Origin of the sequence: Mesorhizobium sp. WSM4906 (genome assembly GCF_029674625.1) — a bacterium.
In the GTDB taxonomy this organism is placed as follows: Bacteria; Pseudomonadota; Alphaproteobacteria; order Rhizobiales; family Rhizobiaceae; genus Mesorhizobium.
The window spans coordinates 5,182,102-5,203,735 of the sequence record NZ_CP121355.1 but is presented as its reverse complement, the minus strand read 5'-3'; the positions used below and the strand labels follow the sequence as shown (position 1 = coordinate 5,203,735).

The following is a 21,634-nucleotide window of genomic DNA, read 5'->3' as shown; positions in this document are numbered from 1 at the left end:
TATCAGGCCGGCAGCCCGAGCTGCTTTCGCAGGCTCTTGTCGAATGCTGACGCGGGCACGAAGCGGCGCAGGAGACTGACCTGGCGCGCCATTTTTCCCGCCGCATAGCGCCGCTTCGGAACGGGATCGGTCGCGGCCGCCAAAACGGTGTTGGCGACCACTTCGGGCACATCGCCTTTTTCGATCGCCTTCTGCACGGCTGTGGTCATGCCGGCGCGCGCGGCGTCATAGATATCGAGCAACTGGTCCGGCCTGGCGAGATTGTCTTCGAAGGAGGTGCGGGTATAGGCCGGCTCGACCAAAGCGACGCGAATTCCGAACGGCCGCAGTTCGTGGTCAAGCGATTCGGAATAGCCTTCTACGGCGTGCTTGGTCGACGAATAGAGGGCGAAATACGGAGCCGGGATGAATCCCTGCACCGAGCTCAAATTCACGATTCTGCCCTTTCCTTGCCGTCGCATGGTCGGCAGCACCGCGTGGGTCATCCGGATGACGCCGAAGACATTCACGTCGAACAAAGCCCGAGCCTGCGCGGTCGAGGATTCCTCGGCGCCGCCAAGCAGGCCCGTGCCGGCATTGTTGACGAGCAAGTCGATGCGCCCCGCCTCGGCCAGCACCTCGTCGACCAGCTTCGCCACGGACGCGTCGTCGGTCACATCGCAGGTCAGCATGGTGACGCCGTCGGATCTTGCCGGTGCCGCGCGACGGCTGGTTCCGAACACGCGAAAACCCGCGTTCTGCAGGGCCTTGGCCGTTGCATGCCCGATGCCGGAGGATGCCCCAGTGACGATGGCGACCCCAGGATTGGTCTTGTTCATGGAGGTCACTTTCTTTGGTTTGGATTGGAGTGGGAAACACGAAGGCCTGAGCGACGAGCGTCAGTCGGGAGCTGCTCGCCGTGTCCATCCCAGCGGCGAAACAGGGCGCTGGCGTTCACGCCCCCGAAGCCGAAACCGTTGGCGATCGCGTAATCCATCTCCATCGGCCGGGCGCGGTTGGCCACGAAGTCTATTCCGTCGGCTGCCGGATCGGGGGCGCTCAGATTGAGGGTCGGCGGCGCCACCTGATCCCTGAGCGCCAGGATCGTGAAAATCGCGCCAAGCCCGCCGGCGGCCCCGAGCAGGTGTCCGGTCGCCGACTTCGTTCCGCTGACGGCTATCGAGAAATCCGCGCCGAAGACGCTTTTGATCGCTTCGATTTCGCCCAGGTCGCCCACCGGCGTGGAGGTCGCGTGCGCGTTGAGGTGGCTGATCTCACGTGGTGAGATGCCGGCCTGGGCAATCGCGATCTCCATGGCACGGCGCGCGCCATCCCCGTCCTCGGGACCGGACGTGACATGATGCGCATCCGCCGTGGTGCCGTAGCCGACCACCTCGGCGAGCGGTTTGGCGCCGCGCGCCAGCGCATGGTTCAATTCCTCGATGACCAGGATGCCGGCGCCTTCGCCCATGATGAAGCCGTCCCGCGATACGTCGAACGGACGGGAGGCCTGGTCGGGACGGTGATTGTAAGAGGTTGAAAGCGAGCGAGCCGCGGCAAAGCCGCCCAGACTGACGACGTTCATGCATGCTTCGGTGCCGCCGCACACGGCGATATCGGCTTCATCGGCGCGGATGATGCGAGCCGCATCGCCGATCGCCTGGATGCCGGCGGCGCACGCCGTCACCGGTGCGCCGATGTGGCCTTTGAAGCCGTGGCGGATCGAGACGTGGCCCGCCGCGAGATTCACCAGGAAAGACGGCACCGTGAACGGCGAAAGACGCCGAACGCCGCGCTGGTCGACCGTCCGCACCGCCTCGGTTATCGCAGGGAACCCGCCGACGCCTGAAGCGATGATCGTCGCGGTACGGATCCGTTCATCTTCCGAGGCCGGCTTCCATCTTGCCTGGGCAAGCGCCTCTTCCGCCGCCGCCAGCGCGAAGAGAATGAAGCGATCGATCTTGCGCTGATCCTTCGGAGCCAGGAAGGAAGTCGCATCGAGGCCGGCTTCGGGGTCTTCCTCCAGGGAGGGAACCACGCCGCCGATCTTGGCGGGCAAATCTGCCACCACATCGTCAGCAAGCCTGCGAATGCCGGAGCGACCGGCCAGGAGGCGCGACCACGAAGTCTCGACATCCGCGGCCAGGGGCGTGACCGCGCCCATGCCTGTTACGACTATCCGTCGCATCTATGCTCCTATCAATCTGAAGCGCCGGCCCGGCGCCGTTCAAGCGGCGACGGTGTCGCGCACCTGTTCGGTCGCTGCATCCAAAAGGGCCTGAGCGAGGTCGGGGTCGTTGACGACGCGCGAGAGGACCACCGCACCGACCATCGTCGAGAGGACGGCCATGGCCTTGCCATTGGGCTTCTCGCCGTCGGTCTCGCCAATCAAACGGCCGATGATTTCGAGATACCCCTTGATGCCGGCTTCGAACGACGCCTTCACGTCGGTCCCTTGCCTGGCGGCATCCGAGCCGAGCGCCGCGACCGGGCAGCCGTCCATCCTTTCCTCGCGATGGTCCATGCTGAGGTAGAATGCGATGACCGCCCCAAGCGGATCGCCAGGATTCGCTGCGGTCGCCGCCGCCCATCGGTCGGCAGCGCTCTCCATCGCCCGCCTGGATGCCTGGGCAGCCAAATCCTCCTTCGACGCGAACTGCTTGTAGAAGGCGCCTTGGGTCAGCCCGGCGCCCTTCATCAGATCCTTGAGGCCGATACCGTCGAAGCCGTGCTCCCGAAAAAGGCGGCTGGCCACGTCGATCACGGTTTGTCGGTTCTTCTCGGCCTGAATGCGGCTCACGCGCATCATCAATCTCCATATTTAGATTGCGTACTAAATCTATATCTCAATTAGAGACCGAACGCAATCTATCAAGAGGGGTGCGAAACAGACGGCTCGCCGCGTGATCGGTGCGTCGGCTTGCCGCGGACTGAAAGCCTCTCCTTTTTTAGATTGCACCCGACATCTATATGGTATAGAGTTCGATCGAAATCTAACAAGAGGAGATACGAAGATGATCCGCAGAACCCTGGGCGCATCGCTCCTGGCCACGCTGTTGGTGGCGACGCCGGTCTTTGCCGAGGAAACCCACGTCGGACGCCCCATCGAAGCAGGCAGCCTGCACGAGGGACGCCTCGACATGGTGGTCTATTACGTCCCGGTCAAAGGCGACCTCCTGGAGGTCACCGCCACCTTTGCGCCGAAGGGCGGAGGCGATCCGCAGCGAGTCGTCATGGGCCTCGCCGACCGCGACTCCGTGGCCTTCTCCATGCCGGGCAACCGGGGCTCGCTCTACACGTTCTCGAGGTCCGGCGAGAAGGTGACCGTCTCGACCGAGACCGGCATGCGTCAGCGCGTCGACGCGCTACCGGACTGACCCTGATCCGTGTCCGGCATCAGCCCCGAAGCCGCAGCGCCTCGACGAGCGCCGCGCCATGAACGAGCGCCGCGCCATCAAGGTCATGCTCGAGGTCGAGGCTGCTGGCAATCTCTCCCCACGTGGGCTACGGCATGCAGACATCTTCTGTGACTGGCGTGACTGATCGGGCTGAGGCTTGATTGCCACGTGGTTCCCCCAATCCGTCGCTGCTTCGCAGCCCTTCCTTCCCCCCTCCGGAGGGAAAGAAAGGGAGCGTCGCTGGACGAGCGTTGACGGCAAAAAGCTTGGCGCTTTTCCTCTACCCCGTCGATCGGGGGAGCGGTGGCTCGGCGAAGCCGAGACGGAGTGGGGGTCGACCAGCGCTACATTAGACAATGCATGCGCCAAGCTACCATGCACGCTATCGCCAAAGACCAGCCGCTTGGAAATGTGTGCATGCCGTAGCCCACGTGGGGGGAGACTACGCGCTCCGCCGCAAGGCGCGCCGGGAACAAAGCGCGCCGCCGCCGGTTGAGAACGGTCAGCAATCGAGCGGCCGCGCTTTGCGGGTTCATCAGGAGGCACTGGTGCCTTGAGCGGGAAAGCGGCGGAAAGGTCACGCCATGCCAGGAGCAGCGAAACTTGCGGAACTTGTCGAGCGGCGGGAACCGCTCACCCTCCGCTTCGAGGACGACGGCCTTGTGCCAAACCACCCGCGCTGGCCGATGATCGTCTACCCTGGGGCCGTGACGCTGCCGGACGATCTCAATCCGGCGGCCGTCTTCGAGGATCTCTTCAGCACGAATGGCTGGGGCGACGGCTGGCGGAACGGCATCTATGACTACGTCCATTACCATTCGCGCATCCACGAAGTGCTGGGCATCGCGCGCGGCAACGCCAAGGTACGCTTCGGCGGCGAGAGGGGTGAGGTGCTGACGGTCAAGGCCGGCGACGTGGCGATCCTGCCGGCCGGCACCGGCCACCACCGCCTGTCCTCGTCGGCCGATTTGCTCGTCGTCGGCGCCTATCCGCCCTTCGGCACCTACGATCTGTGCACATGCGCCGAACAGCACGCCGAGGCGCTGCGCACGATTCCCAATGTCGGCCGTCCAGAGAAGGACCCGGTCTATGGCAGCGAAGGCCCTCTGCTGGCCGAATGGGAGCAAGGCTGAAGGCCTCGCCTCCGCTTGGTTTGAAAGGAGTGGGCTGCGTCTACGGGTACCGCGCCTTCTTTGGTGCGTAGATCGCCGGGTCGAAATCCAGCTCCTTCGGCAGCGGCTGGCTGGAGCATTGCAGATGCACCTGGCGGGCCAGAAGCCTTCGCTGCTGCTGCTCATGCTCTTTCACCGCCGCCACCATCCCCATGCTGTAGGGCCCGAGCAGCACGCCAAACCCCCAGCCGGGGTGGTCCTTCTCGCGCCGGGCATAGTCCGCGGCCGCCATGCGGGCCTGCTGGCATTCCGGCGACGCCCATTTCGGGTCCTGCTGCGAAAGCCTCGCTTCGTAGTCGACCGGAGACGTCACACATCCAGCCACCGCCGCGCAAAACGCGGCGACCATTGCAATTCGCATCCGCAAGCCTTTCCTAATGTGCGCGGGAGAAAACACAGAACGCTTCTTCGGGCAAGGAGACGGCTGGACCGGCATGCCGACTCCGCTGACTATTTCCCGATTGGTCATCGCTATTCATCCGCAACAGGCGTATCGTCGTTTGTCGGCAGCTTCTGCAACGGGCGATGCCGACCGAGGGCGACCAGAGTGCCCTAGCCCCAACGGGAAGGAGGGCGCCGTGTCTTCCACCTATCCGACAACCGAGCAAATGACGGCGATCGAGAAAATTCTCGCCGAGTTTCGCCCAGCGTTGATCCAGGGCAGCCGCCGTCGAACGGCTGCCGCACGCTTTCTTGTCGAACGCTTCGATGGCGAATCGAAAACGCATTTGCGCACGATCCTCAACGCATACGTGAAACGCTTGGACTCGCACCAGGACGCCCTCGCTCAATGGAAAAGTGATGGCGGCGCTATCGGAACAGAACCGCGAACCGAGGCGCGGCGCTGGATCGACAACGACACATGTGGAATGCGACGGCGCGACCGCGAGACGGCGGCGCGTCACCGGTTGATCTAAGCGGCAAATCCGTGGAGACCGACAGATCGCTCGAAGACGACGAGATAGGCGTCGTCTGTGCGGACTGCGCCTATGAGACGCGCAAGAGCGTCGGTTGGCTGCGCGCGCATACGCAGGTGGAATGCCAGGGCTGCGGGGCCATTATCGATGTCGAGAGCAGAAACTTCCGCAGGATCGCCACCGGCGGAGGACGGACCTCGGAGGCTTAAAGCATGTCTCCCGAAAGTGGGAACCGGTTTCGGGACAAAGACATGCGCAAAATCAAAAGCCTAAAGCGCATGGAGCGAATCCGAAGGATCGCGACGCGCTTTAGCAAGGTGCTTTCAAGGGATTTTTCGAGCTTTTCGGAAATCTCAGTTTGAAGGCAAGCGTGGTTCCTGCAAAAGCGCGCAGTCGAGATCGAGTGAAGGAACCCGGACAGCCCGGCCTGCTGGCAAGAGGCTCAAAAGCCGGACTGTCCTCGCCGCACCAGCGAGACTTCACTGTGCGCCGCTTTTTCGCTTTCGGATAGACGAAACCGAACTGCCCGACAGATTGACGGGATACCGATTCAGCCGGATCGGGCAGGACCGTTCCGTCCATGACGGGCGACAGGCGGGAGCTTTTTCTTCGGAGCGGGAAGCAGTCCTTCGCGTTGCGCCTGCTTGCGGGCGAGCTTACGCGCCCTCCGGATGGCATCGTCCCTTTCCCGGATACGCCGTTCCGAGGGTTTCTCGTAGGCTCGGCGCCGCTTCAGTTCGCGAAGAAGACCCTCGCGCTGCAGTTTCCTTTTCAGCGCCCGCAGGGCCTGATCGACATCATTGTTCCGCACGTCAACTCGCAATTCATCTCCTCAGCTGCCGCCAGCCTCAAGGGCTGCGGCTGTTTTCCGGGACTGGTCCACCCAAGCCCGGTCGGTCCCCAACAAATGCGACTAAGTAGACGGCATCCGCACGTTCAATCCTCATGTCGCGGATGTGTGAGTTCATCGTCACCGCATATCGGCGGCGGTTATGGTATAGGTGGTCCGCTTCCCACCCGAGTAGAGCTTCCGTGCGCTGATATGGATGGAATGCCGCGCCGCGTCGAAGGCCGCCAGGCATGCGGCTTCCGCCGTTTCCGGCCCCTTACGGCCGGTTGCGCCCAACGCACCGGCTTCGATGAAGAATGGCACCGCAAACATGCCGTCGTGGCCGATGAAACGGACCGCATTGCGCACTTCGTCGAAACTTCGACTTGGATTGGGAAATTCGAGCGGCATGGTCACTCTCCATCGGCTTAATGCATGTCGCGCAGAAAGTGTGCAGCGGTTTTGCGAAAACGACATGCATAAAAACAAAGACCTAAAGCGCGTCGCCTGGGTCCGTTTCAGCGCGATGCGCTTTAGGCGATCACTGCTCTGTAGCCGGCGACGCAATCTTGACCGGGTTGCCAAACCGGCGGGCCTTCGGGAATGCCTTGGCCTGTTTCGGTTTTCGGATTTCGCGATTGCTACGCCTTTGTCCCTTGGCCATTGCCGAATGTCCTTTTGAGAAGAGCTGCACCTTCATCATCCCGCGACGCGCGCACGGGTTCGAGGCTGTCCTCTGTCGCCATGCGCTCGTGGCGCTCGGCCTCACTTCGGATGCGATACTGGAGGGAGTCTCCCCGAGCCGGCAGCCTTGCGGTGATCTGATAGATTTCGCGCGAATCCTGAACCGTGTTGAAGCTGCTCTTCAGCCGGACACTTTGCCCCAGGGAGTAGCGATGGGTTGCAGCCTCGCGGCGGGTCAAGCGGCTATTGAGCCTCTCAGGGTGTGTCGAGATCATGATTGTTTACTCCTCCTGCTGCACTGGGCCTTCGAGAAGGCGGATCGATCGGTCAATCAGCCTTGAGCCAATTCGCTCGGCTGGTCGCAATCGACGAGGCGTTCTTGCCGAGGTAGCGCCCCGAAATAGCGGCGTCTCTGGCGCCGTGGGCCAGCCTCTGTGCGGTGCGGATATTCGTGCGCATGATCCTCCCGAAAGCCGGAAAGTGCGCCGAAGTGTTCCGCCCCGACCTTCGGAGCGACATATCTGCTGCCAGTACATCCGTGGTCAGCAGCGATTGTTCCGAGGTCGGGACGTGCGAGCGGTTGTGCCGGCCCGGCAACGCGCTATCGTCGAAAATTCGGAGTAAAATGGCGGGTCTCTGACACCGCTAAAGCCAAATCGGCCAAATCAACGAATTTTACATCTAGACCCGAATTGCCGATTAAACAAGACTTCCGTCCGCTTTTATTTTCCGCCCGTCGCAGAACTTCTTATCGCTGGTCAGTCGATAGCCACGCAACATCGACGTCTAAACCCGCTATCTCTCGTAACGGTCTACTTGCCGTTCTCGGAAAACAAGCTCTGACGGATTCCGGCCTGTTGGCCATCTCGGTTTTGCGTCAGGCGGCGGTGGCCGAAAGGCGAACAGGTGACACGGCCTCGATCAACGCGCTCGTTGCCGAGCCCGCCGCAATACTCGCCAATTGCAATGCAGACCGTTCGCATTTCAGCAGAATTTCAGAACTCCGTCGGTACGGCGCGGGCGATGTCGGGCATGCTGCTCCAATAGACGGAGGCAGCCATGCTCGACGATCAAGCCCGCGCCCTTGCACGCCAGGAACTCTTCGAGATTGTCGTCGGCGGAATGGTCAATCCCGGCTATGCGCCGCCCGGCGCGCTCATCGAAATGCTCGAGATCGCGGCGATGGACCTGAAGGCCGACCGCGCCCCCAGTCCAACGGACATCTTGACCCCGGCGCGGAATGGTAGGCGAATAGGCTACTGGATGTTGCGCAAGGGCAGGGCGCTGTTCCATGGCGGAATCCGCATCGCAGGGAGTCTTGCAACTCGGCGACTGCCAGCTTGACCTGGAGCGCGGCCTGCTGCTGCGGGATGGGGCAACGGTGCCGCTACGCTCGAAGGCGTTCAGCCTGCTTTCATATCTGGCCCGAAACGACGGCAAGGTCGTCACCAAGTCGGACCTGATTTCCGCGGTCTGGGGGAACATAGCCGTCACCGAGGATTCCCTCACCCAGGCGGTGCGCGACATACGGAAGGCGCTCGACGACGGCGACCAAGCGATTCTGAAGGCCGTCCCCAAGCGCGGCTATGTGCTTTCGCCTCCCTGTCGCAAGCCTTCGCCGGCATCACAGCCGGTCGTCGCGGTCGTGCCGTTCGAGGATGGCCGGGCGCTCGACGGGACGTCGGATCCCGTAAGCAGCACCTTCGCGGAGGACGTGGCGGACAGGCTCGCACGCTTCCACACATTGACGATCCTGAACCGGGAAACGGCGCTCGCCGCATTTCGTCAGGCGCAGGGCAGCGGCCCGCCGGTCGCGGTGCGGCCGGATTATTTCGTGCGAGGGTCCGTCATCCGCAGCGGCGACCAGTTGAAGATCAGCGCCAAGCTGGTCGACGCTCGAGCCGGAACGCTGCTCTGGGGCGAGAGCTACACGGCGGCCGGCCCGGACCTGTTCGTGGTTCAGGATGAGATTGCCTATCGTGTCGTGAACCGGCTGGTTTCAAACCTTGAGGCGGCCGCGTTGCGGCGAACCGCCGGCAAGCCGACGCAGGACCTCGCGGCCTATGAGCTGGTGACGCGGGCGATCGTGCGCTTCCGCGGTTATCGTCCTGACGACAACATTGAAGCCTTGAACCTCTTCAAGGCGGCCATTTCACGCGATCCAGATTATGGGCTCGCCCACGCCTATGTCGCGCTGGTGGAACTCACCATCGCTGGTTTCGGAGCAGCGCCGGACCAAGTCGTCGCAAGCTGTATCGAGCGTGCATCGCTTGCCCTGACGCTGGCGCCGGACGAGCCCCGCTGCCATCGCATCATGGCGCACGCGCGGCTTGCCGCGCGCGACCACGAGGCGGCCGAGCATCACATGCGGCGCGCACTCGACATCAATCCCTATGATGCCGACACGATGTTCCAGATGGGCCACGTGCTGTCCATGCGCGGACGGCATCGCGACGGACTGGAACTGATGGACAGGGCAATCGCGGTAAATCCTCTCCATGCCGAATGGTACCATTGCGACCGAGGCATCGCGCTCTATGCCGCCCATGACTATGGCGCCGCTGCGACGGCGCTACAGCGCCTGCCTTACGGGCCTCGGCGTTGGTCGCTGCTCGCCGCCGCGCTGGCGCGCGGGGGCGACGTAGCCGGCGCGCAGGAATGCGCCAAGCAGATCCGCAAATCGGACCCCGACTTCTCGCCGGTAAGCCACCTGCGCTCGGGTTACGAATTCGAAAAGCCGGAAGACACCGAACATCTCGTCGAGGGTTTCGAAATCGTCGCCGCGATGGCTGAATGAGAGACGGTTTCTCGGCCCACTTGATCAAACCGAGATTTTGGAAGTTCGGATGACGACGCTATATCTGCTCTGCGGGAAAATTGCCGCAGGAAAGTCCACCCTTGCCACCCCGCCTGGCGGCCCGGCCGGCGACCCTCCTCATCAGCGAAGATCACTGGACCTCGGCGCTGTTTGCCGAGGCCCTGAAGACGATCGACGACTACGCTGAGTGTTCCGCGCGTCTTCGCACGGCGATGGGTCCTCATGTCGTCGACATCCTTCGGCACGGGCTTTCGGTCGTTCTCGACTTCCCTGCCAATACTGTCGCATACCGGCGTTGGATGCGTTCGCTGGCTGACAGCGCCGGCGTGCTCCATGAGCTTCACTATCTGGATATTCCCGACGCTATCTGCCGGCAGCGGCTCCAGGAGCGGAATGCGGGTCGCACACACCAATTTCAGGTGAGCGAAGCGGAATACGATTTGTTTTCAAGCTATTTCGTTCCTCCTGGTCCGGCGGAGGGATTCAATGTCTTCGTTCATATGGATTGAGCGCCGCGCTCAGAACCTGCGGCTGAGATAAGGCGATCCCCCGAGGCCGAAGCGCCACTCCGCCTCCACGCCCTTGGTAAGGCCGATCCTGCGCTCCGAGACGATCGCGGCCGGATGGGTCTCGGAGCGGGCGCCGCGATGTTTGACGCGAGAGCGTCGGGCCGCAAAGATCGCCGCGACAACCTCATCCGGCTTGCTTTGAGCGTTAGAATACACTAATATTTAATAGCTTGGGTAAACCGAATGAGGGGCGTTAACAAACCTCAAGAATCTAGGGAATTCGACCACAACTTTAGCGGCTGTGCCTGACGACATTGATCGGTAATTCGATCTTGAAAGCATTGGTCGGGTGTAGCAATGCGCCCGCAGTGCTTTCGTTGGGCGCTGTGCGTAGAACCGCTGCGCACTTCTGGGGCGACATATGTTGACGAATGGCAGAATGCTTATTCGATACATCTTAAAGTCTGATAAGTTGCTCTTCCTTGCCATCGCATCCATTGCGCTTGTTCTTTACTGCCGGCCGCTTTTTGCCAGAGAGTTCAAGAAGACTGACTGCTGGTTCGAAATACCGCAGGACCGCGCGATGACGTGCGGGACGCTGAGTGTCCCGGAAAACCGTAAGAAACCGAGCGGCAATCAGATTGTACTATCGATTGTGATTTTCGATCCGGACCGCGAACGGCATGAGCCTGTTGTCTTTCTTACAGGCGGTCCGGGCCAACCCACCGATATTGCAGATAGGGAAGACATCGATGACTGGTGGGAATTCATCAGCACCCAAAGCTGGATGATTGGACGCCGGGTCGTCGTCGTCGATCAGCGTGGAATTGGCAGGTCTGCCCCAAATCTGGGTTGCACTCGATATTTCGAGCCTGACCATTGGAACTCCATTCTTTCGGATGTCGCTGCCGATGCCGGTTTTGACACCTTCCGGCAGAAAGAGCTTATCGCGTGTAAGACCGCGCTGATCGCCAGGGGGGTTGATCTCGATTCCTACAATACCGGGGAAAATGCCGAGGACATCAATGACCTTCGAAGCGCTCTCGGCATAGAGAAATGGGTTCTCTACGGTGTTTCCTACGGAACCAGACTTGCACTGGAAGTGATGAATCGGCACCCGGAAGGGATTTCGGCAAGCATACTCGATTCTGTTGTTCCATTAGACATTAATTATATAGCAGAAGACGGTGAAAGTCTTGAAAAGTCGCTAAAAGTACTTGAGAGAGATTGTCGGAAGCAAGATATGTGCATGGAAAACATATCAAAAGCGGTTCAGTTGATTTCTACTCAGTTAGACAGGCAGCCGTTGTTGTTGCGAAGCAAAGAAAAGAAATATCGATACAAGTACTTTTCCGGAGTGGATTTCCTGGAGCTTATTTTTGGAATGCTATATGACCGTGAAGATATCTTAATGTTGCCGGAGTTGATCGAGAGGACATATAAGCAGGATTACGAACCGCTGGCTGAGTTGGCATTTGAACCAGAGGATCTGGAGATTTCACAGGGGATGGATTATTCTGTGACATGTTCAGATAATGGTCGCCCGGATTGGAGCAAAGAAAGTAGCAAATACTGGGTGAAATGGGCTCAGTCGGATGAATATTCGTGGGGGTGCCCCATTTGGAAAGATATCAACGGATCGACGCCTCAAATCCGGCCGCGCCGTACCGACATACCCACTCTTTTGTTGTCGGGTGAGTACGATCCGGCGACTCCGACCGAGTGGGCAAACCGCGCGGCCGAGGCGCTTGCTCTCGGGCAAGTGGTCGTCTTTCGCGGAATTGGGCACGATGTAATCGATTCCGATCCTTGCGGGTCTGAGGTGGTTGCCGATTTCCTGGCAAATCCCACACGCAAGTTGACGACCGCATGCGTCGACCGGATGACGCCTCCCCAGTTCATGAGCTCGGCAGACAAGCAGTGGTCGGGGGGCTCGTCGCGACGGGCTTTGTCGGCGATGTCGTCCAAGCAGATGAGGCTGCCGTTCCGGCTAGGGCACGTCGGTTCCGTTTCGCCCGAGTAGTTTCGGGAGCTGCTGCAAACGGCAGTTCATAGCGTGCTAGTGGAGGGGAGATCGGACAATGTTTATGTCACGCCGTGCTTTGCTTTCCATGTTGGGTGCAAGTTTTGTTTCCGCCGCCTTTGGCGGTGCTGCATGCGCGAAAGGAGGAGGCGGCAAAGGCGCCGGCCGCGATGGAGCGATGGACATCGGTACGGGGCTGGTGCCCAGTTCAGTCAGCGGAACTAACCCGAAGCAGGTAAGAACCTTCAAACTTTTCGAAGGCAAGGCATGTCGTCGCGACTACGCACGGCTTTGCCCCACGATACCGATGGGAAAGTGCGACCTTGCGGGGAGGATCGAACAATTATCGCCCGCTTGCCGAAAGTTCGTGCAAAACCATGGGTAAAAACCATGAGTAAGCGCAGCGGTCGCGCAAACCAAGTCGTGTCGGGTTTCCCACACTCTATTGCCTGTCGCCAGAAGTTTGAATCCATTTCAGCGCGGCATGCTTTCGGTTGCGTCGCCTCTGCCCGATGCCTCAAAATTTCCGGCTGAGATAGGGGGAAACCGCGAGCCCGAAACGCCATAGCGCTTCCACGCCTCTCGAAATTCCGATCCTGCGCCCCGTGACGATCGCCGCCGCTGTGGTCTCGGAGCGGGCAAGTTCGAAAGGCGGTGCGGTGAGCAACAGCCCGTTATGCGAGCCGTCGATGCCGAGCGCCTGGCAGAGCTTGCCCGGACCGGAGCAAAGCAGACGGTCGTCGTCGGTTCCTCGCCTTTCGCGCATGGCTGCGATGCCGGATTGCGGCTGGATCGCGCGGATCAGCACCGCGCTGCCGGGCAGGCACACCGCGTTCAGGCACCAGTGCAGGCCGTAGGAGCGGTAGACATAGGCGCTGCCGGGAGCGCCATACATCGGCGCGTTGCGCGGCGTGCGGCCGCGATAACTGTGCGAGGCCGGATCGTCGGGCCGATAGGCCTCGGTCTCGACGATGATGCCGCCGACGCCGGCGAGCCCGAGCCGCGCGCCGATCAATGCACGCGCCACCAAGGTTGCATCGCGGGCAAAGAAGTCGCGTAGCGCATCGGAACCGGCTCTAGGCGGCATGGCGATCAACGCTGGTCGGACAGGCCATGATCATCCTGCGGCACCGGTCGATCGCCCGCTCGCCGGAAACACTGAACACGGCCGACAATCATCTCGATCAAGTGGGGTTTCCCGATCGAGTGGGGCTTAGAGGGCGATCGCGGTTGCCTGGATTGCGGCGTGCGGCGGCCCTCTTCGCGGCTGCAAGGATGAGCCTTCCCATCGCTATCCCAATGAGACCGGCCGCTGCTTTCAGGAGGCCGTCTTGCAGCCGGGCATGCCGGCCGGGATCGATCACCTGAAGCAGCTCCAGCACGCCTGCCACAGCGCAGACGAACAGCATCGTCTGCACAAGGCGGGAGGGGAAGCCGAAGGTCAGGGCAAGGCCGAACAGGATATAGGCCAGGGCGCGTTCAACGTTCGCGTCGCCCAGGTGCGGCCGCATCTGGATCGGCGAAAGCGTGGCGAACGTGATCGCCGCGAGCAGGACGAGCGCGGCAAGGCGGGAGATCGAAATCATCCCCGCTCATACAGGCGGTAAGCCGACATAACAATATAGGTGCGCGAGGGGGCGGCGCGTGACGCGCTGAATCGCAACGCGGAGCCTGCGAATCCCCCGTGCTGTTGCCGAGGGGTTACAGCGCTTTTCCCCCAACAGGCGTAGTCTTCACGGCATAGGAATGCTGGATCATCCATTGGGCGGACCATCCGGCGGAAGCCTGGTACAAGGCGACCTATTCTTGGGGTAGGGGGCAATGCCCGCCGGCTCCGGCCGGCGGGCATTTTCATTGCGCAATTTCTCCCGGGGTTGAGCCGCAAGCGTGGCTCACACCTCGTTCGGTTATATCCGACCGCCGATTGGCTGACTTGAAGAGTAGATTTGACGTGAGGCATTTTCTGAGGGCCAGCAATGGTCCTCGGCCCGACTGCTCGGCTTTATTTCTGGCCTCCAGGCAGTCGGGCCTCCCGGTGAACAATGCATGTCGCCCAAAAGTGCGCAGCGGTTTTGGGAGAACGACATGCATCGAACAAAACTTAAGCGCGGCGCGTGAATCCGTTTCCGCGCGACACGCTTTGGCTTGCCAAGACAAGTCTCGCGTCCACAACGGCAGGGTTAGCGATGAAGGTCGGATCCTTTTCCCATCCAATTCACGTGTTTGTCGGGCTTGGCTTCCCATACGAGATATCGTCCGTGATGGAAGCCTGTCAGGTCCTGGACGAGTGGTCGGGCAGCCGCACCTCGATCCATGCAGCCACATCCGCTGCCTGCCGGTCCGCCCTGGCTGGCAAAACCGATGTGGAATCGGCGCGCCTTGCCTTCGAAGCCTTCGCCCTGGCTCAAGGCATCCTTGCGCCGGACGCGCTGGAAACCGGCGACGAACAGTCGGACCGGTTCAGATTTTCCGTAAACTGATACGCCTTTCCCTCGAGACGATCAGCCGAGCAGATTGCGCGCCGTGCGCATGAATATCCGCGAGCCGATCGGGATCAGGTCGTCCGGAAAATCGTAGTCGGGATTGTGGAGCGAAGCGTGGCGCTCGCCGGCGCCGAGGAAGAACATCGCCGACTTGGCGTTGTGGCCGAAGATGCCGAAATCCTCCGAGGCGCGCATCGGCAGCGCTTCCTCGCCGCGTGTCACGCCTTCCTCGTCCAGCGCCCGGTTCAGATGTTCCACCGCGTCCGGCGCGTTGACGCTGGCGACGAAAATCTCGTGATAGTCGTGGCGGGCGGAAAGGCCGTGCTGGGCGGCGATCTTGGCCGTCAGCGCCTCCGCGGCGGTGCACAAATACGTCATGCGCTCGTCGCGGCGGGTGCGCAGCGTCGCCCACACCTCGGCATGGCCGGGCGCGATGCCGAACACCGCTTCGCCCATCGAGCAATGGGTGACGGTGACCATGCCGAAATCGTCGTCGGCAAAAGTGCCGCGTCCGAGCGCCGGAAGCTGCGGCATCAGCTCACTCACCGCCAGCATCGGCGAGGTTCCGGTTTCGGGCATGGAGGAGTGCGCGGTCTTGCCCTCGAGCACGATTCGCATGCCGCGCGAGGCGCAGTTCACCACGCCGGCTTTGAGCCGCACCTCGCCGAACGGCACGCCCGGCAGATTGTGCAGCGAGAAGGCGAAATCAGGCTGGATCTCGGAAAAGCGCGGATCGGCGACGACGCCGGCAGCACCATTGCCGGTCTCCTCCGCCGGCTGGAACATCAAAACGACCCGGCCGCGCGCCGGCCTCTGGCGCCCAAGCTGGCGGCCGAGCGCGGCAAGGATCGCGGTGTGTCCGTCATGGCCGCACATATGCGACTTGCCCGGCACCTGCGATGAATGCGCCACGCCCGAAAGCTCGTGGATCGGCAACGCGTCGAGCTCCGAGCGGAACAGCACCGTCGGCCCGGCTTCACCGCTGTCATAGACCGCCGCCACGCCGTGGCCGCCCAGCCCGGTCAGCACCTTGTCCGGCCCGGTATCGGCGAGGAAATCGACGACTTCGCGCGCCGTCTTCTCCTCCTCGTTGGAGATCTCCGGCTGCTGGTGCAGCTTGCGGCGCCATTCCGTTAGCTCGACGAGATCTCGATTGGTCAGGGTCATGGGTTTGGCGCTCCGTTTGAATTGCAGCTCAAACCAACACAATAGGGTTTTGCCCGTGCCGTGCCACGCCGATCAATTCAAATAGTCCATGGGCGAATTCCCGAACGCCGCGTCAGCCTGCGCGCGTTCACGGGCCGAGCGACAGGCTCGTGCCGGCAAGAACTTGTACCGGCATGACTCCTGACGCATGGCCATGACGCGTAACGCGCCCTTCGCGTCATCGTTTATGTTTGGAAGCTGAACAGTCGGAATAGGTTCGCGGGTGATCTATAATGCTCTCGCATCTGGCCAAACCCGGCCCGGTGGCCAAGGTCCCGCCAACCAGACGCCGTTTCGGGATAATCCATGCATTGGACATGGGTGGAGACCAGCAGCCATTCGCCGCCGCTGAGCTTCGAAAAATGGTTCCGCTGCCGCCCCCAGCGTTTCATCCAGCCAGCCCGACTCTCCAATTTCCTACGGGTATTCTCGTAGATCATAAGCGTGCCCGATGGGACCACGAGGCGCCGCAGATGATGCATGACATCAAGCTTCTTGTCGAACGGCAGATGGTGTAGTGATAGGCCGATCCAGGCGACATCGACAGGTTCCTCAAAGGCAGTCAGCCACTCGCTAAAGTCACCATGCCGCAGTTCGGTCGTGCATGGCAGGCCGGCGACGTTGGCGGCGGCGGCGTCGAGCGCTGGCTGGGACAGGTCGATGCCGACGTAGCGGCCGAGCGGCAGCCCTGCCAGGGCCGCTGCGCTGAATGAGGCGTCACCGCAAGCAATATCCAGGAACGTGAAGCCGGGCCGCTGGTCCTGCAACCGCTGGCGCAGCGCCGAGTATGCCTCGCGGTGATTGAGGTAATTGTTGTCCACGATCTTGCGGTAGATTCCCCACATGTCCTGGAACAGGCCAGCGGAAGGGCTTACGGCAACTTGGATTCTGGTGGCGGCGTTCATCGCATCGCTCCTCTCGGCTCAGGTGCGATCAGTTTGAAATCCTGGCCGCTAAAAGTAGCGAAGAGCGCTCCTAAAGCTTCCGAAACCTTCCAAAATGTCCCTCATTGCATTAGCGTTCGGTGATGCAGGAGCAGCGTTACACTTTCGGTCCCTTCCTGCTCGACGTGGGAGCGGGAACGCTTTACCGGCGCGGTGTGCCGATCTCGGTGCCGTATCGGGCCATGCTGCTTCTCGAGCGCCTGTTGCGATCGGCCGGAACCGTGGTCGGCAAGGATGAACTGCTCGATGCAGCCTGGAATGGGCTGGCGGTCGAGGAAGGCAACCTGTCGGTGCAGATCGCAGCCTTGCGCAAGGTCCTGGACGAGGGGCCAGACAGTTCGCACTCCATCGTGTCCGTGGCGCGCGTGGGCTACCGGCTGACCGGCGAGGTGCGGCTTGACGCAAGCGATGCGCGGAACGGCGCGGCCGAACCCGAGGAGGGGCCGTCCATTGCGGTGACCCGCTTTCGCTTGATCGGCGATGATCCCGACAAGGCCTATTTCGCCGACGGGCTATCCGAGGACATCATCACCGGCCTGTCGCGGTTGCGCGGCCTGCATGTGCGCGACCGCAGCTCTTCCTTCGCCTACGATCCGCAGCGTATCGAGCTCGATCGGTTGCGCCGCGAGTTGAAGGTTCGCTACGTGCTCCAAGGCAGCGTGCGCCAGTCCGGTCAGGCTCTGAGGATCACGGCGACGCTAAGCGACGCCAGCGCGGGTACGCAGGTGTGGGCGGAACGCTTCGATGTCGAGAGCGGCGAATTCCTGGCGCTGCAGGACCAGATCACCCACAAGGTGATGGCCTCGATCGAGCCCCAGCTTTACGAGGCCGAGCGGCTGCGCCTGTACAGCCGTCCTGCCGAGAAGCTCGATGCCTGGGGCTTTGTGATGAAGGCGATGCCGCATGTCTGGACGTGGGGATCGCAAAAAGACCTCGACCTCGCCGAGGATCTGCTCGTCAAGGCCCTCGAGATCGATCCCGACTATGCTCGCGCCAACAGCCTGCTTGCCTGGACGACTGGCGCGCGGGCGGCGCTCGGGCTGACGCCCACGCCCCGCGAACTGCTGGCCTCGGCGCTGGCGAGGGCCCAGGCGGCTATCGTGCGCGACCAGGACGATCCCTGGGCACACCTGTCGGCCGGCTATGTCCATATGGTGTCGCGCAATTTCCGCTCTGCCGTCGACGAGTTGCTGGAAGCGATCGAGCGCAATCCCGGCCTGTCGCTGGCGCACTGCATTCTGGGCTCAACTTACGGCTATGGCGACATGGCCGAGGACGGCCTGCATCATCTGGGAATTGCCGCGCGCCTCAGCCCGCGCGACTTTATCCAGGCGGCGATCTTTTCCACCATGGGCATATGCCATTTCACTGCCGGGCGGTTCGACGTGGCCGCCGATCTGGAGCGCAGGGCAATTCAGCTCAGGCCGACTTTCGGCACGGCGTGGCGCACCTATGCTGCAACCGCCGCCCTGGCTGGAGACACCGCCACTGCCGCGGCCGCCCTTCAGGAAGCGCTGCGCCTGCAGCCGAACCTTTCGGTTGCGTGGGTGGAGGAACACCATCCGATCGTGAAGCCGGAGAAGCGCGCGCTTTACATCGGCGGCCTTCGCGCGGCCGGGCTGTCGTAGTGCTCGTTTCAGCCGGGGCAAAATCCGGCGGCGCAGCGCTGATCATGGGTTGTTTCGCGACCAAATTGCACCGGATCAGGCCGGCGACAGACTAGTCTTTGTCGAAACAATAGTTGCAAAGACCAAGATGGCTTGCAGTTGCGAGTATAGGGTCGAAGGGCTGGCCGCAATGAATGCATTCGACCTTGGAAACGGAACCGCCATCACGGTGAAAGGCCACCTGGCGGCGTGTTCTAAGATGCTCTTCGACTTCCTTGTCTGTGAACCCTGACTTCTCACCCATACGCTTTACTCTCCACTCTACGTCGGGAAGCTTTATATCATAATTTACTAAAATGATAGGCGTGGAAGTCATGTCGCGCCTTGGCGCTCGATCTTGCGAAGACAGGTGAGTGTGGTCACGTTGCATGTCTTCCGTGGCCGATTGCACACTGCGCCAACGAAGCCATACGATCGAGCCATGCCGCACTATCCAAACGACATGCCCCTATCGAAGAGCCTGTTCGAGCGCGCCAAAAAGGTGATGCCGGGCGGCAACACGCGCACGACGGTCTTCGTCGATCCCTTTCCGATCTATGCCGCGAGAGGCGAGGGGTGCAGGGTCTGGGACGTGGACGGCAACGTGTACTACGACTGCATCAACAATTTCACGGCCATGATCCATGGCTACACGCAGCCGGATGTAGCGGCGGCGGTGGTTGATCAGCTGCCGTTCGGCACGGCCTTCGGCGCGCCGACGGTCAGCGAGATCGAGCTTGCCGAACTCTTGGTCGAACGGCTGCCCTCGGTCGACCAGATCCGCTTCGCCAACTCGGGAACCGAGGGCGTGATGATGGCCATCAAGGCCGCTCGCGCCTTCACCGGGCGACCCAGGATCGTCAAGATCGAGGGCGCCTATCACGGCTCCTACGACTTCGCTGAAGTCAGCCTGGACAGTTCTCCCGCCAACTGGGGCGACCTGCCGAATTCGACGCCCTATGCGAGGGGCACGCCGCGCGGGGTGCTGGACGACGTGATCGCCGTGCCCTTCAACGACACGGAGGCCTTGCGCGCGGTCTTCGCCGCTCAGGGCGATACGATTGCCGGCGTGCTGATCGATCCCATGCCGAACCGCGCCGGGCTGATCCCGGCGCGGCAGGACTATCTGCGCGCCATGGTCGAGATCGCCCACGCGGCGGGCGCCCTGGTCATCTTCGACGAGGTGATCTCGTTCCGCCTCGGCTGGTCGGGCGCGCAAGGCTTGTGGGACATCACGCCCGACCTGACCGCGCTCGGCAAGATCATCGGCGGTGGCTTCCCGGTGGGCGCCGTCGGCGGCCGGGCCGACATCATGGCGGTGTTCGATCCGACCCGGGGCAAGCCCGCGCTTCCGCATGGCGGCACATTCACCGCCAACCCGGTGACGATGCGCGCCGGGCTGGCCGCCATGCAGGCGCTGACCAGGGAAAGCTTCGCCCATCTCGATCGTCTCGGGACGCTGCTGCGCGACGGGGTCGCCGCCTCATTCGACAAGCATGGTCTTGCCGGCCAATGCGTCGGCCTGGGCTCGCTGTTCAAGGTCCATTTCACGGCCCATCCCGTCACGGATTACAGGTCCGTCTATCCCGGCCAGGCCGAGCGCCGGAAGCTCGATGCCTTTCACAAGGGCCTGCTCGGCCGCGGCGTCCTGTCCGCCAGCTATGGCCTGTTCGCCCTGTCGACGCCCATGACCGAGGAGGACACTCGAGCCATTCTGCAGGCGATCGACGAGATCCTTGGCGACATCGCCCGGCAGTCCTGAGACGAACCGCCAGGAGGACCATGGGATGACAGCTTCTCCTCATGTCGTGGTGATCGGCGCGGGCACGTTGGGTTTGTGCTCGGCGCTCCACCTGGTCGAACAGGGCGCGTGACGGTGCTTGAAGGCCAGTCGATCGCTTCCGGGTCGAGTGGCAGGGCGGTCGGCGTGGTCGGATCGCAATTCACCGATCCGTTCGAGATCATGCTTCGCGTTCATTCGCTGCGCCGCTTCCGTCAATGGGAGAGCCAGGGGCTTGGCTTCAACCATATCGGCTATCTGCGGCTTGCAAGGACGCAAAAGCAGATGGAGCTGTTTGCGAAGTCGGCGGAAATCCAGGAAGAGGCCGGCCTGCGGTCGCGCCTCTATCGTGCGGACGAACTCAAGCAACTGGTTCCTCATATCAGCCCGGATGGGCTGGAAGGTGGGCTGTTCGGACCCGACAATGGCTTCCTCGATCCTCACGAGATGTGCGATTTCCTGGCGCGGATGGTCCGCGCCCAGGGCGGCGAAATACGCCAGTATCGCAAGCTGCTCGGGGCAAAGCGGCGGTCAGGCGGCTACACGCTGGAGACCAGTGGCGATCCGATCGATTGCGATGTCGTGGTCAATGCAGGCGGCGCCTGGGCGCCCCAGGTCGCCGAACTCTTCGGCCAGCGCCTGCACATTTGGCCCGAGCGTCACGAGGCGGTCGTCGTCCATCTCGACGAGCCGCTCGATTACACGATGCCGATGGTCATGGATCTCGTGAACGGCGAGGGAAGCGGCCTCAATTTCCGCCACGAGAAGCGCACCGAGCTGATCGCCGAGATCCACAAGGTGGACTCGGCCGCGCCGGAGGACCCCGACAATTACAACGACCAGTGCGAGGAACAGTCGAAGATCAGACTGGCGGAACTCCTGCTCGAGCGGCTGCCCGATTTGCCCGGCGCGCGGCTTGGCCGCGGCTGGGCGGGGCTTTACCCGGTGACCGCCGACCATCGCCCTTTCGTCGGCCCGATCGATGCGTCCGAGCCAAGCCTGGTGACCGCCGCGGGCGCCGGCGGCTATGGTATCCAACTTGCCCCGGTGATCGGGCAGATCGCGGCCGACTGGGTTCTTCACGGCGCTCCGGTTTCCGCGCCCGGCACGGAGAGCCTGCTGCCGTCGGCAGGACGCAACATCGCTGTCAATTGACGGACGCGTCTGGTGCGCCGGACGCGCGCTGGGCCTGCTGCGCCGACGCTTAAGATGCGAGCCTTCGTGCCGCCACGCCTGATGCTATACT

The 21,634-nt window shown here is 62.2% G+C and carries 24 protein-coding genes; 13 read left to right on the top strand and 11 right to left on the bottom strand.

Annotation, left to right across the window (positions count from 1 at the left end; all coding sequences use genetic code 11):
- Positions 1 to 2 precede the first annotated feature (2 nt).
- The 3 genes from QAZ22_RS25125 to QAZ22_RS25115 are packed head-to-tail and all read right to left on the bottom strand — an operon-like array spanning position 3 to position 2,785.
- The gene (locus QAZ22_RS25125) at positions 3 to 818 is read right to left on the bottom strand and encodes an oxidoreductase (protein WP_278203415.1); all 816 of its coding nucleotides are present in this window, start codon (positions 816 to 818) and stop codon (positions 3 to 5) included.
- 5 nt (positions 819 to 823) lie between these two features.
- Positions 824 to 2,167, bottom strand: a complete 1,344-nt coding sequence (gene fabF / locus QAZ22_RS25120; RefSeq protein ID WP_278203414.1) for a beta-ketoacyl-ACP synthase II — start codon at positions 2,165 to 2,167, stop codon at positions 824 to 826.
- Positions 2,168 to 2,206: 39 nt separating this feature from the next.
- Positions 2,207 to 2,785, bottom strand: a complete 579-nt coding sequence (locus QAZ22_RS25115; RefSeq protein ID WP_278207937.1) for a TetR/AcrR family transcriptional regulator — start codon at positions 2,783 to 2,785, stop codon at positions 2,207 to 2,209.
- A gap of 208 nt (positions 2,786 to 2,993) precedes the next feature.
- On the opposite strand from QAZ22_RS25115, the gene QAZ22_RS25110 reads away from it, so the two are divergent.
- Both QAZ22_RS25110 and QAZ22_RS25105 read left to right on the top strand, forming a co-directional pair.
- Positions 2,994 to 3,356 (top strand): hypothetical protein, encoded by a 363-nt coding sequence (locus QAZ22_RS25110; protein ID WP_278203413.1) that lies wholly within the window; start codon positions 2,994 to 2,996, stop codon positions 3,354 to 3,356.
- A gap of 605 nt (positions 3,357 to 3,961) precedes the next feature.
- Positions 3,962 to 4,510 carry a cupin gene (locus QAZ22_RS25105; RefSeq protein WP_278203412.1) on the top strand — a complete coding sequence of 183 codons (549 nt, stop codon included), beginning with the start codon at positions 3,962 to 3,964 and terminating at the stop codon, positions 4,508 to 4,510.
- A 40-nt stretch (positions 4,511 to 4,550) separates the two neighbouring features.
- Here QAZ22_RS25105 and QAZ22_RS25100 read toward each other — a convergent pair whose 3' ends face one another.
- A complete protein-coding gene (locus tag QAZ22_RS25100) occupies positions 4,551 to 4,910 on the bottom strand; it encodes a hypothetical protein (protein ID WP_278207936.1) in 360 nt (119 codons plus the stop codon).
- Positions 4,911 to 5,127: 217 nt separating this feature from the next.
- Here QAZ22_RS25100 and QAZ22_RS25095 point away from each other — a divergent pair, with 217 nt between their 5' ends.
- Both QAZ22_RS25095 and QAZ22_RS25090 read left to right on the top strand, forming a co-directional pair.
- Complete coding sequence (locus QAZ22_RS25095) at positions 5,128 to 5,466, top strand: hypothetical protein (RefSeq protein WP_278203411.1); 339 nt, start codon at positions 5,128 to 5,130, stop codon at positions 5,464 to 5,466.
- An 11-nt stretch (positions 5,467 to 5,477) separates the two neighbouring features.
- Positions 5,478 to 5,675 (top strand): hypothetical protein, encoded by a 198-nt coding sequence (locus QAZ22_RS25090; RefSeq protein ID WP_278203410.1) that lies wholly within the window; start codon positions 5,478 to 5,480, stop codon positions 5,673 to 5,675.
- Between the two features lie 341 nt (positions 5,676 to 6,016).
- Here QAZ22_RS25090 and rpsU read toward each other — a convergent pair whose 3' ends face one another.
- The 3 genes from rpsU to QAZ22_RS25075 all read right to left on the bottom strand — a co-directional run bounded on the left by rpsU (position 6,017) and on the right by QAZ22_RS25075 (position 7,254).
- Entirely contained in the window at positions 6,017 to 6,277 is a 261-nt protein-coding gene (rpsU, locus tag QAZ22_RS25085) for a 30S ribosomal protein S21 (protein ID WP_347566924.1), read from the bottom strand.
- A 159-nt stretch (positions 6,278 to 6,436) separates the two neighbouring features.
- Positions 6,437 to 6,706 carry a DUF1488 family protein gene (locus tag QAZ22_RS25080; RefSeq protein ID WP_278203408.1) on the bottom strand — a complete coding sequence of 90 codons (270 nt, stop codon included), beginning with the start codon at positions 6,704 to 6,706 and terminating at the stop codon, positions 6,437 to 6,439.
- 230 nt (positions 6,707 to 6,936) lie between these two features.
- Positions 6,937 to 7,254, bottom strand: coding sequence for a hypothetical protein (locus tag QAZ22_RS25075; protein ID WP_278203407.1), 318 nt, complete (start codon positions 7,252 to 7,254; stop codon positions 6,937 to 6,939).
- Between the two features lie 784 nt (positions 7,255 to 8,038).
- Here QAZ22_RS25075 and QAZ22_RS25070 point away from each other — a divergent pair.
- The 5 genes from QAZ22_RS25070 (at position 8,039) to QAZ22_RS25045 (ending at position 12,714) form a co-directional block, all read left to right on the top strand.
- A complete protein-coding gene (locus QAZ22_RS25070; RefSeq protein WP_278203406.1) occupies positions 8,039 to 8,323 on the top strand; it encodes a hypothetical protein in 285 nt (94 codons plus the stop codon).
- Positions 8,298 to 9,776 carry a winged helix-turn-helix domain-containing protein gene (locus tag QAZ22_RS25065; protein ID WP_278203405.1) on the top strand — a complete coding sequence of 493 codons (1,479 nt, stop codon included), beginning with the start codon at positions 8,298 to 8,300 and terminating at the stop codon, positions 9,774 to 9,776. The genes QAZ22_RS25070 and QAZ22_RS25065 overlap by 26 nt, the downstream gene beginning before the upstream one ends.
- Before the next feature lie 101 nt (positions 9,777 to 9,877).
- On the top strand, positions 9,878 to 10,306 hold the full coding sequence (locus tag QAZ22_RS25060) for an ATP-binding protein (protein ID WP_347566923.1): 429 nt from the start codon (positions 9,878 to 9,880) through the stop codon (positions 10,304 to 10,306).
- A gap of 439 nt (positions 10,307 to 10,745) precedes the next feature.
- Positions 10,746 to 12,329 (top strand): alpha/beta hydrolase, encoded by a 1,584-nt coding sequence (locus tag QAZ22_RS25050; RefSeq protein WP_278203404.1) that lies wholly within the window; start codon positions 10,746 to 10,748, stop codon positions 12,327 to 12,329.
- Positions 12,330 to 12,387: 58 nt separating this feature from the next.
- Positions 12,388 to 12,714: a hypothetical protein gene (locus QAZ22_RS25045; protein WP_278203403.1), complete on the top strand. Its 327-nt coding sequence runs from the start codon at positions 12,388 to 12,390 to the stop codon at positions 12,712 to 12,714.
- Positions 12,715 to 12,846: 132 nt separating this feature from the next.
- Here the strand turns inward: QAZ22_RS25045 and QAZ22_RS25040 are convergent, their stop codons facing one another.
- Positions 12,847 to 13,416, bottom strand: coding sequence for a DNA-3-methyladenine glycosylase (locus QAZ22_RS25040; RefSeq protein WP_278203402.1), 570 nt, complete (start codon positions 13,414 to 13,416; stop codon positions 12,847 to 12,849).
- A gap of 97 nt (positions 13,417 to 13,513) precedes the next feature.
- Complete coding sequence (locus QAZ22_RS25035; RefSeq protein WP_278203401.1) at positions 13,514 to 13,915, bottom strand: VanZ family protein; 402 nt, start codon at positions 13,913 to 13,915, stop codon at positions 13,514 to 13,516.
- A 600-nt stretch (positions 13,916 to 14,515) separates the two neighbouring features.
- Here QAZ22_RS25035 and QAZ22_RS25030 point away from each other — a divergent pair.
- Positions 14,516 to 14,809, top strand: coding sequence for a DUF982 domain-containing protein (locus QAZ22_RS25030; protein ID WP_278203400.1), 294 nt, complete (start codon positions 14,516 to 14,518; stop codon positions 14,807 to 14,809).
- Between the two features lie 21 nt (positions 14,810 to 14,830).
- Here QAZ22_RS25030 and QAZ22_RS25025 read toward each other — a convergent pair whose 3' ends face one another.
- Positions 14,831 to 15,979 (bottom strand): amidohydrolase, encoded by a 1,149-nt coding sequence (locus QAZ22_RS25025; RefSeq protein WP_278203399.1) that lies wholly within the window; start codon positions 15,977 to 15,979, stop codon positions 14,831 to 14,833.
- Positions 15,980 to 16,203: 224 nt separating this feature from the next.
- Positions 16,204 to 16,923: a class I SAM-dependent methyltransferase gene (locus QAZ22_RS25020; RefSeq protein WP_278203398.1), complete on the bottom strand. Its 720-nt coding sequence runs from the start codon at positions 16,921 to 16,923 to the stop codon at positions 16,204 to 16,206.
- 122 nt (positions 16,924 to 17,045) lie between these two features.
- Between QAZ22_RS25020 and QAZ22_RS25015 the strand changes: the two genes are divergently transcribed.
- The 3 genes from QAZ22_RS25015 (at position 17,046) to QAZ22_RS25005 (ending at position 21,543) form a co-directional block, all read left to right on the top strand.
- On the top strand, positions 17,046 to 18,590 hold the full coding sequence (locus QAZ22_RS25015; RefSeq protein WP_278203397.1) for a winged helix-turn-helix domain-containing protein: 1,545 nt from the start codon (positions 17,046 to 17,048) through the stop codon (positions 18,588 to 18,590).
- A 460-nt stretch (positions 18,591 to 19,050) separates the two neighbouring features.
- On the top strand, positions 19,051 to 20,370 hold the full coding sequence (locus QAZ22_RS25010; protein ID WP_278203396.1) for an aspartate aminotransferase family protein: 1,320 nt from the start codon (positions 19,051 to 19,053) through the stop codon (positions 20,368 to 20,370).
- Positions 20,371 to 20,478: 108 nt separating this feature from the next.
- Positions 20,479 to 21,543 carry an FAD-binding oxidoreductase gene (locus QAZ22_RS25005; RefSeq protein ID WP_278203395.1) on the top strand — a complete coding sequence of 355 codons (1,065 nt, stop codon included), beginning with the start codon at positions 20,479 to 20,481 and terminating at the stop codon, positions 21,541 to 21,543.
- The last annotated feature ends 91 nt before the right edge of the window (positions 21,544 to 21,634 follow it).